7 protein-coding genes and 1 pseudogene are annotated in these 9,390 nt (G+C 70.0%); all 8 read left to right on the top strand.

The features are described 5' to 3' along the window. Nucleotides 1–198 (top strand): annotated as a pseudogene (locus ACH4YP_RS47830) (sugar ABC transporter ATP-binding protein); the annotation flags it as partial. Nucleotides 199–318: 120 nt separating this feature from the next. Then, complete coding sequence (locus tag ACH4YP_RS47825) at nucleotides 319–1,176, top strand: sugar phosphate isomerase/epimerase (protein ID WP_361073433.1); 858 nt, start codon at nucleotides 319–321, stop codon at nucleotides 1,174–1,176. Between the two features lie 385 nt (nucleotides 1,177–1,561). Continuing rightward, a complete protein-coding gene (iolC, locus tag ACH4YP_RS47820) occupies nucleotides 1,562–2,566 on the top strand; it encodes a 5-dehydro-2-deoxygluconokinase (RefSeq protein WP_361072545.1) in 1,005 nt (334 codons plus the stop codon). Between the two features lie 4 nt (nucleotides 2,567–2,570). Beyond that, the gene (locus ACH4YP_RS47815; protein ID WP_361072542.1) at nucleotides 2,571–3,443 is read left to right on the top strand and encodes an aldolase; all 873 of its coding nucleotides are present in this window, start codon (nucleotides 2,571–2,573) and stop codon (nucleotides 3,441–3,443) included. Next, nucleotides 3,440–4,333, top strand: a complete 894-nt coding sequence (gene iolB / locus ACH4YP_RS47810) for a 5-deoxy-glucuronate isomerase (protein ID WP_361072539.1) — start codon at nucleotides 3,440–3,442, stop codon at nucleotides 4,331–4,333. The genes ACH4YP_RS47815 and iolB overlap by 4 nt, the downstream gene beginning before the upstream one ends. Beyond that, nucleotides 4,333–6,216 carry a 3D-(3,5/4)-trihydroxycyclohexane-1,2-dione acylhydrolase (decyclizing) gene (gene iolD, locus ACH4YP_RS47805; protein ID WP_398497877.1) on the top strand — a complete coding sequence of 628 codons (1,884 nt, stop codon included), beginning with the start codon at nucleotides 4,333–4,335 and terminating at the stop codon, nucleotides 6,214–6,216. Before iolB ends, iolD begins: the two co-directional genes overlap by 1 nt. 29 nt (nucleotides 6,217–6,245) lie before the next feature. Further along, nucleotides 6,246–7,742 (top strand): CoA-acylating methylmalonate-semialdehyde dehydrogenase, encoded by a 1,497-nt coding sequence (locus ACH4YP_RS47800; protein WP_398497875.1) that lies wholly within the window; start codon nucleotides 6,246–6,248, stop codon nucleotides 7,740–7,742. A 57-nt stretch (nucleotides 7,743–7,799) separates the two neighbouring features. After that, nucleotides 7,800–9,242 (top strand): sugar porter family MFS transporter, encoded by a 1,443-nt coding sequence (locus tag ACH4YP_RS47795; RefSeq protein WP_398497873.1) that lies wholly within the window; start codon nucleotides 7,800–7,802, stop codon nucleotides 9,240–9,242. The last annotated feature ends 148 nt before the right edge of the window (nucleotides 9,243–9,390 follow it).

The following is a 9,390-nucleotide window of genomic DNA, read 5'->3' as shown; positions in this document are numbered from 1 at the left end:
ACCATGGAACTCTCCGCCGCCCGCAGCGAGGTCACCCTCGAAGAACTCACCAACCACATGGCCGGCGGCGCCGAACTCGCCGCACTCAAACACGAACTCGCCCAGGTCCGCGGCGTCGACGTCGAAGAACTCCCCGAAGCCGACGACCTCAAAACACCCACCACCACCGCCGCCACTTCCTCCGATGGAAACAGCTGACAGCGGCGAACACATCGGTCGCGGCCCTCAGCGCGAGGACCACTGCACCGAGGACCCGCGCGCCCAGGGCGCGTCGATCCAATGCTCCACCGTCCCCTACCGACCCGAAGGCATTCCCTCATGAAGATCGCCCTCGATCCGTACATGATCCGCGACACCCCGCTGCTCGAACTGCCCGCCGTGGTGGCCGAGTTGGGCTATGAGTGGATCGAGCTCTCCCCCCGCGAGGACTTCATCCCGTTCTTCCGGCATCCCCGTGTCGACGACGCCACCGTACGGAAGTTCCGTAAGGCCCTGGACGCGGCGGGCGTCGGCATCTCCTCGATGCTGCCCCTGTTCCGCTGGTCCGGGCCGGACGAGGACGACCGACAGGCCGCCGTACGGTACTGGAAGCGGTCCATCCAGATCGCCTCCGACCTCGGCGTGGACAGCATGATCTCCGAGTTCAACGGCCGCCCGGAGCAGGCCGACCGCAGCGAGGCGCAGTTCTGGAAGACCCTCGACGAGCTCCTTCCGGTCTTCGAGCGCGAGGGCATCCACCTGGCCCTGGAACCGCACCCGGACGACTTCATCGAGAACGGCTACGACGCGGTCAACCTGATCCGGGGCATCAACCACCCCAACGTCACGTTCCTGTACTGCGCCCCGCACACCTTCCACATCGGCAACGACGCGCCCGGCATCATCCAGTACGCCGGCGACCTGCTGACCCACGTGCACCTCGCCGACGCCCTCGACCACACGGCGTCGTCCGGCAACCGGTACATCCTCAATCCGCCCGGCACGACGGCGCGGATCCACCAGCACCTGGACATGGGGCAGGGCGAGGTCGACTTCGACGAGCTCTTCCGGGAGCTGAAGGCGAACAACTTCGACGGCACGCTGACCGCCTGCGTGTTCGCGTGGGAGGAACGAGCCCACGAGTCCTCGCGGTTCATGCGCGAGAAGATCGACGGGTACCTGGCCGCCGGGTCCTGACGAGCGCCGACGGGCCCTGACAGGCCCAGCCACCCGGGCACCCACGCCCTTCGGGCGTCCCGCGGTGCCCGGGAGTACCGAATGCCGTACGCCGTACGCGTGGCATCTTCCCCACTCGGGCCCGACCTGCGGTTCGGGCCCGAGTCGCCAGGCGTGCACACCGCCGATGAACCGGCGCGCGGCGCCGGTTCATCGGCCGTCGCGGCCGTTGTTCCCCATCGGCCTCGCGGCCCGACCACCGGCCTGACCACCGGCCCGCGAAATCTCGTAGTAACAACCTATTGACAGGACATTTAAGCGAAGGCATCGTTCTCCGCTGTAGGCGTTTTTAAAGCGCTTTAAGTCCACCGTCCCCGGGATCTCCGGAGCGAAGGGAAACCGCGTTATGCCGTTGGAAGTGCTGACCATGGGCCGCGTCGGAGTGGATGTATATCCGCTCCAGACGGGCGTGGGACTGGCCGAGGTCACCACGTTCGGCAAGTACCTGGGCGGCAGCCCGACCAACGTCGCCGTCGCCGCCGCCCGCTACGGCCACTCCGCGGCCGTGATCACCAAGACCGGCCGCGACCCGTTCGGGGACTTCGTCCGCACGGCCCTGGACGGCTACGGCGTCGACACCCGCTTCGTCGGTACGTCGGACATCGCACCGACCCCGGTGACCTTCTGCGAGATCTTCCCGCCGGACGACTTCCCGCTCTACTTCTACCGCCTCCCCAAGGCCCCCGACCTGGACATCCGCTCCGACGAGCTCGACCTCGCGGCGGTGCGCGACGCCCGCGTCTTCTGGATCACCGGAACCGGGCTCAGCGAGAACCCGAGCCGCTCGGCCACCCTCGCCGCCCTGGCACACCGGGCGAAGGCGGGGACGACGGTCTTCGACCTCGACTGGCGGCCGATGTTCTGGAAGGACCCTGCGGCGGCCCGTACGTACTACGCCGAGGCCCTGCGCCACACCACCGTCGCCGTCGGCAACCTCGACGAGTGCGAGGTCGCCACCGGTGAGCGCGAGCCGTACGCGGCCGCCAAGGCGCTGCTCGCCGCCGGGGTCGAGCTGGCCGTGGTGAAGCAGGGCCCCAAGGGCGTGCTCGCCATGAACCGGGACGGCTCGACCGCCGAGATCCCGCCGGTCCCGGTGGACGTCGTCAACGGCCTCGGCGCCGGTGACGCCTTCGGCGGCGCGCTCTGCCACGGACTGCTGTCCGGCTGGGACACCCGCCGCACCGTCTCCTTCGCCAACGCCGCCGGCGCCATCGTCGCGGGCAGGCTGTCCTGCTCCGACGCCATGCCGACCGAGGCCGAGGTCGAGGCGAAGCTCCGCCCGGCGACCCCCGCTCCTTCCGGTTCCCCTGCCCCCTCCGGCTCCCCCGACGACTCTCAGCGAGAGGTGTGACGACGTGCTGTCTGACAACGTGAGCCGGATCGTGGAGGCCCGGGTCAGTGATCCCGGTGCCGTCGCGGCGGCCGCCGCGCGTCGTGTGCGGGCCGGTTCGCTGCTCGGCGAGCACGGCAAGGCGATGATCATCGCGGCGGACCACCCCGCGCGCGGCGCCAACGGCGTCGGCGGCGACCCCACCGCGATGGCCGACCGCTTCAAGCTGCTGGACCGTCTGTGCGTCGCCCTGGAGCGGCCCGGTGTGACCGGTGTGCTGGCCACCGCGGACATCCTGGACGACCTGCTGCTGCTCGGCGTGCTCGACGGCAAGAGCGTCTTCGGCTCGATGAACCGGGCCGGGCTCGCGGGGTCGGTCTTCGAGATCGACGACCGCTTCACCGGCTACGACGCCGAGACGATCGCCGCGATGCGTTTCGACGGCGGCAAGATGCTCACCCGCATCGCCCTCCAGGACCCGGCGACGCCGTCCGTCCTGGAGAACACCGCCCGCGCGGTCGACGAGCTGAACGACCGTCAACTCATCGCGCTGGTCGAGCCGTTCCTCTCCACCTGGCAGGACGGCAGGGTCCGCAACGACCTCTCCACCGACGCCGTCGTCAAGTCGATCACCATCGCCTCGGGGCTCGGCCGCCGCACCGCCTACACCTGGCTGAAGCTGCCGGTCGTGGACGACATGGAGCGGGTTCTCGCCGCCTCCACCCTCCCGGCGCTCCTGCTGGGCGGCGAGGTCACCGACCCGGACGCGGCCTTCGCCTCCTGGGGCAAGGCCCTCAAGCAGCCCACCGCACAGGGCCTGGTCGTCGGCCGTTCCCTGCTCTACCCCTCGGACGGCGACGTCGCCGGCGCGGTGGACCGGGCGGTGAGCCTGCTGTGAGCGACACGAGCAAGTACCACCTCCCCCACGGGACTTCGGCCGACGGCCCGTACGACCTCGTGGTCACGCCCGAGTCGGCGGGCTGGGGATACTCCGGGCTCAGGATCCTGACCCTGGGCCCGGGCGAGGCGCACGCCCTGTCCACCGGGGATTCCGAGTTCCTGGTCCTGCCGCTGACGGGCTCCTGCACCGTCACCACGGACGGCAAGGTCTTCGAACTCGCCGGTCGGACAGGCGTGTTCGCCTCCGCCACCGACTTCGCGTATCTCCCCCGCGAGTCGGAAGCCCTGATCAGCAGCGCGCAGGGAGGTCTCTTCGCGCTGCCCTCCGCCCGTACCGAGCAGGGAGGTCACTCGGCTCGGTACGGGCCCAAGGAGGACGTGCCCGTCGAGCTGCGCGGCGCCGGGAACTGCTCCCGCCAGGTCAACAACTACTGCCTGCCGGGCACGTTCGACGCCGAGCAGCTGCTGGTGTGCGAGGTCCTCACGCCCGGCGGCAACTGGTCCTCGTACCCGCCGCACAAGCACGACGAGGTCCGCACGGACGACAGCGGCAACCCGGTCGAGTCCGAGCTGGAGGAGATCTACTACTTCCAGGTCGCGGGCGAGGGCGGCTTCGCCTACCAGCGGGTCTACGGCACCGAGGACAGGCCGATCGACGTGCTCGCCGAGGTCCGTACCGGCGACACCGTCCTGATCCCGCACGGCTGGCACGGCCCCTCGATCGCCGCGCCCGGCTACGACCTCTACTACCTCAACGTCATGGCGGGCCCCGGACAGGACCGCGCCTGGCTGATCTGCGACGACCCCGCCCACGGGTGGGTCCGCGGCACCTGGGACTCCCAGGCGACCGACCCCCGGCTGCCGTTCGGGGCCAAGGAGACCGAGTGATGGAAACGATCAGGCTCACCACCGCACAGGCCCTCGTACGCTTCCTGGCGAACCAGTACAGCGAGCGGGACGGCCAGGAGCAGCGGCTGATCCCCGGGGTCTGGGGCATCTTCGGGCACGGCAACGTGGCCGGTCTGGGTCAGGCACTCTTGCAGGCCGCCGTCACCAAAGAGGCCGACCTGCCCTACTACCTGGCCCGCAACGAGCAGGGCATGGTGCACGCGTCGGTGGCGTACGCGAAGATGCGCGACCGGCTGGCGACCTTCGCCTGCTCGGCGTCGACCGGCCCCGGCTCCACGAACATGATCACCGGTGCGGCGCTGGCCACGACCAACCGGATCCCGGTCCTGCTGCTGCCCAGCGACATGTTCGCGACCCGCGCCGCCGACCCGGTCCTCCAGCAGCTGGAGGACACCCGCGGCGGGGACGTCACGGTCAACGACACGTTCCGGGCCGTGTCCAAGTACTTCGACCGGATCTCCCGGCCCGAGCAGCTGATCCCGGCCGCGCTGGCCGCGATGCGGGTGCTCACCGACCCGGTCGAGACGGGCGCCGTGACGCTCTCGCTGCCCCAGGACGTCCAGGCCGAGGCGTACGACTGGCCCGTCTCCTTCTTCCGGCGCCGGGTCTGGCATGTGGGCCGCCCGGTGCCGGAGGCTGCCGCCGTCGAGCGGGCCGCGCGTCTGCTGCGCGGTGCCCGCAGGCCGCTGATCGTGGCCGGCGGCGGTGCTGTCTACTCCGGCGCCGAGACCCAGCTGCGCGCCTTCGCCGAGGCCACCGGCATCCCGGTGGCGGACACGCACGCCGGCAAGGGTGCGGTGCCCTGGGACCACCCGTACGCGGTCGGCGGCATCGGCTCGACCGGCTCGTTCGCGGCGAACGAACTCGCGCGCGAGGCGGACGTCGTCCTCGGTATCGGCACCCGGTACAGCGACTTCACGACCGCCAGCCACACCGTCTTCGGCAACCCGGACGTCACCTTCGTCAACCTCAACGTGGCACGCCTGGACGCGGTCAAGCACTCGGCCGAGCCGCTGGTGGCCGACGCCCGGCTCGGCGTCCAGGCCCTCGCGGGCGCGCTGACGGACTGGGAGGTCGCTCCGGAGTACCGCGACCACACCCGCCAACTCATCGCCCGGACACGGGAGATCGAGGAGGAGTGCTTCGCGACCGACCGCAACACCGGTGAACTGCCCGCCCAGACCCAGATCCTGGGCGCGCTCAACGACGTCCTGGGCGACCGTGACGTCGTCATCAACGCGGCCGGCTCCATGCCCGGAGACCTGCAACAGCTGTGGCGGGCGCGGGATCCGAAGGCCTACCACGTGGAGTACGCGTACTCCTGCATGGGCTACGAGGTCGCCGCCGGTGTCGGCACGAGGATGGCCGATCCGTCGCGCGAGGTCGTCGTACTCGTCGGCGACGGCTCGTATCTGATGATGGCTCAGGAGATCGTGACCATGGTCTCCGAGGGCCTGAAGGTCATCATCGTCCTCGTCCAGAACCACGGCTTCGCCTCCATCGGCGCCCTGTCCGAGTCGCTCGGCTCGCAGCGGTTCGGCACCAAGTACCGCTTCCGCGACGGCGATTCGGGTCAGCTCGACGGTGACGTACTCCCCGTCGACCTCGCCGCCAACGCCTCCTCGCTCGGCGCGGACGTCCTGCACGCCACCTCCGTCGACGAGTTCCGGGTGGCGATGGAGAAGGCGAAGGCGGCCACCCGCACCACGGTCGTGCATGTCGAGACCGACCTGTACGGGCCGAACCCGCCCGGCCACGGCTGGTGGGACGTGCCGGTGAGCCAGACCTCCGCCCTGGACTCCACCCGTGACGCGTACGAGACGTACGCCGCCCGCAAGCAGGACCAGCGCCACTACCTGTAAGTCCCGTCCCCGCAAAGGAAACCCGTACCGTGAAGACCATCCAGCACTGGATCAACGGCTCCCTCGCCGCCGGGACCAGCCCGGAGACGGCCCCCGTGTTCAACCCGGCCACCGGCCAGGAGCAGGCCCGGGTCGCCCTGGCCTCGGCCGCCGACGTGGACACGGCCGTCACGGCCGCCACCGCCGCCTTCGAGACCTGGGCCGAGTCGTCGCTCACCCAGCGCACCCAGGTGATGTTCGCCTTCCGGCAGCTCCTCGTGGAGCACGAGGAGGAGCTGGGCCGGATCATCTCCGCCGAGCACGGCAAGACGGTCGACGACGCGCGCGGCGAGATCACGCGCGGCCGGGAGGTCGTGGAGTTCGCGTGCGGACTCGGCGACGTCCTGAAGGGGTCCTTCTCCGACCAGGTCTCGCGCGGCGTGGACGTGCACAACTTCCGCCAGCCGCTGGGTGTCGTCGCGGGTATCACGCCCTTCAACTTCCCCGCCATGGTGCCTCTTTGGATGCACCCGATCGCCATCGCGACCGGCAACACCTTCATCCTCAAGCCCAGCGAGCGCGACCCCTCCGCCGCGGTCTTCGTGGCAGAGCTCTACAAGCGGGCGGGGCTGCCCGACGGCGTCTTCAACGTCGTGCACGGCGGCAAGCCCGCGGTCGACGCGATCCTCACCCACTCCGGCATCGAGGCCGTCTCCTTCGTCGGTTCGACGCCGATCGCCAGGTACGTCCACGAGACGGCCACCGCGCACGGCAAGCGCGTCCAGGCGCTCGGCGGTGCCAAGAACCACGCCGTCGTCCTGCCCGACGCCGACCTGGAGTTCGCCGCGAACCACATCACGGCGGGCGCGTACGGCTCGGCCGGCGAGCGCTGCATGGCCGTCTCCGTGGCCGTCGCGGTCGGTGACGCCGCCGACGCCCTGGTCGAGGTGCTGGAGCGCAAGGCCCGCGAGATCAAGGTCGGCCCCGGTGACGTCGCCGGCACCGACATGGGCCCGCTGGTCACCAAGGTCGCGCAGGAGCGTGTCGAGAACGCGGTCGGCGCCGCCGCCACCCAGGGTGCCACCGTCGTCGTCGACGGCCGTGGCCTCAAGGTCGACGGCCACGAGGAAGGCTTCTTCACCGGCCCGTCCCTCCTCGACCACGTCACCACCGAGATGGACGCCTACAAGGAGGAGCTGTTCGGGCCGGTCCTCGCCGTCATCCGCGCCGAGTCGCTGGACCAGGCGATCGACCTGATCAACGCCAACCCCTACGGCAACGGCACCGCCCTCTTCACCGCTTCCGGTGAGGCCGCGCGCCGCTTCCAGCGCAACATCAAGGTCGGCATGATCGGCATCAACGTGCCGGTGCCCGTGCCGATGTCGTACTACTCCTTCGGTGGCTGGAAGGACTCCCTCATCGGCGACTCCCCCATCCACGGCCCCGAGGGCATCCGCTTCTACACCCGCCCCAAGGTCGTCACCACGCGCTGGCCGCAGCCCGCGCAGCAGGTGACCGCCGGCTTCAACTTCCCCACTTCGAGCTGACGGTCCGCCCTTCCCGCAGGAGCACGACTCCCCCACGACAACTGCCAGGAGGTGGCCATGGACGTCAGGGACGACGCGACTGAGGCCCCCACACCAAGCACCACCAATGAAGACAACTCCTCCCGCCGGGTCTATCGGCGGCTACGGACCATCACCGTCATCGCCACCTTCGGTGGACTTCTCTTCGGCTACGACACCGGCGTCATCTCCGGGGCGCTTCCCTTCATGGCCCGTTCTCCCGAGGACGGCGGACTGGGGCTCAGCCCGTTCACCGAAGGGGTCGTCGCGTCGTCGCTCGTGCTCGGCGCCGCGTTCGGGGCCCTGTTCGGTGGCCGTCTCTGCGACCGCTACGGGCGCAAGCGGACGATCCTCGGGCTCGCCGTGCTGTTCTTCATCGGCGCGCTGGGCACCGCGCTCGCACCCGACGTCACGGTGATGGTGCTGTTCCGGGTGCTGCTCGGACTCGCGGTGGGCGGCGCGTCCGCCACGGTGCCGGTGTTCATCGCCGAGTTGGCCCCGGCCGAGCACCGCGGCCGCCTCGTCACCCAGAACGAACTGATGATCGTGACCGGCCAGTTGCTGGCCTACACGTCGAACGCGATCATGGCCAACACCGTGGGCGAGGGCGGCGTGTGGCGCTGGATGCTCGCGATCGCCACGATCCCGGCCGTGCTGCTGTGGTTCGGAATGCTCTTCGTGCCCGAGTCGCCGCGCTGGCTGGCCTCCCGCGGCCGGTTCGAGGAAGCCGCCCGCACCCTGAACCGGATCCGCGACGAGCGGGACGTCGACGCGGAGTTCGCCGAGATCAAGCGCCGGGTGACCGCCGACGCCCATGAACCGCAGGCCGGCTGGCGGGACCTCAGCACACCGTGGGTGCGGCGCCTCGTGACGTTCGGGTTCGGGCTGGCCGCCCTGACCCAGCTCACCGGGGTCAACTCGATCATGTACTTCGCACCGACGATCCTGCTGGACACCGGCCTCGGCACACAGGCCGCCCTCACGGCCACCATCGCCAACGGTGTCGTGGCGGTGCTCGCGGTCTCGACCGGCATGTGGCTGCTCGGCCGGTACGGCCGACGTCCCCTGCTGCTGACCGGGCAGGTCGGCGTCACCGCCTCGCTCCTGCTGATCGCCTTCTGCTTCCTGGCCCTGCCCGAGTCGACCGTCCGCAGCTACCTCGTGCTGGCGTCCATGCTGACCTTCCTGCTGTTCATGCAGGGCTGCATAGCCACCGTGTTCTGGCTGATGCTCTCGGAGATCTTCCCGCTCCGGCTGCGCGGCTTCGCGATGGGCACGGCCGTCTTCGGCACCTGGATGGCCAACTTCGTGGTCACGCTGGTGTTCCCGCCGCTGATCGACGCGATAGGCGGGGCCACGTTCCTGATCTTCGCCGCGATCAACGCCGCGACGATCGCGTACTACGTGCGCACCGTTCCCGAGACCCGGGGCCGCTCGATGGAAGCCATCGAGAGCCACTTCCGCCGGCAGTACGCCAACTGACCACGCTCTTCTTCCGACACGTCCCTTCTTTTCGAAAGGCCTCGCCATGAGCCCGTCCGCCAAACCCATCTCCGTCGCGGTGATCGGAGCCGGCATGGCCGGCCGCAGCCATGCCGCCGGCTACCGCAACGTCAACACGGTCTTCGGC

It is taken from the genome of Streptomyces sp. NPDC020747 (assembly GCF_044334695.1).
GTDB lineage: Bacteria > Actinomycetota > Actinomycetes > Streptomycetales > Streptomycetaceae > Streptomyces.
The sequence above is the reverse complement of the archived record's forward strand: the minus strand, read 5'-3'. Positions and strand labels throughout refer to the sequence as shown.

Coding starts and splice junctions, on each gene's coding strand:
- ACH4YP_RS47825 (WP_361073433.1), top strand. CDS start 319: ATGAAGATCGCCCTCGATCCGTACATGATCCGCGACACCCCGCTGCTC.
- ACH4YP_RS47795 (WP_398497873.1), top strand. CDS start 7,800: ATGGACGTCAGGGACGACGCGACTGAGGCCCCCACACCAAGCACCACC.
- iolD (WP_398497877.1), top strand. CDS start 4,333: ATGGAAACGATCAGGCTCACCACCGCACAGGCCCTCGTACGCTTCCTG.
- iolC (WP_361072545.1), top strand. CDS start 1,562: ATGCCGTTGGAAGTGCTGACCATGGGCCGCGTCGGAGTGGATGTATAT.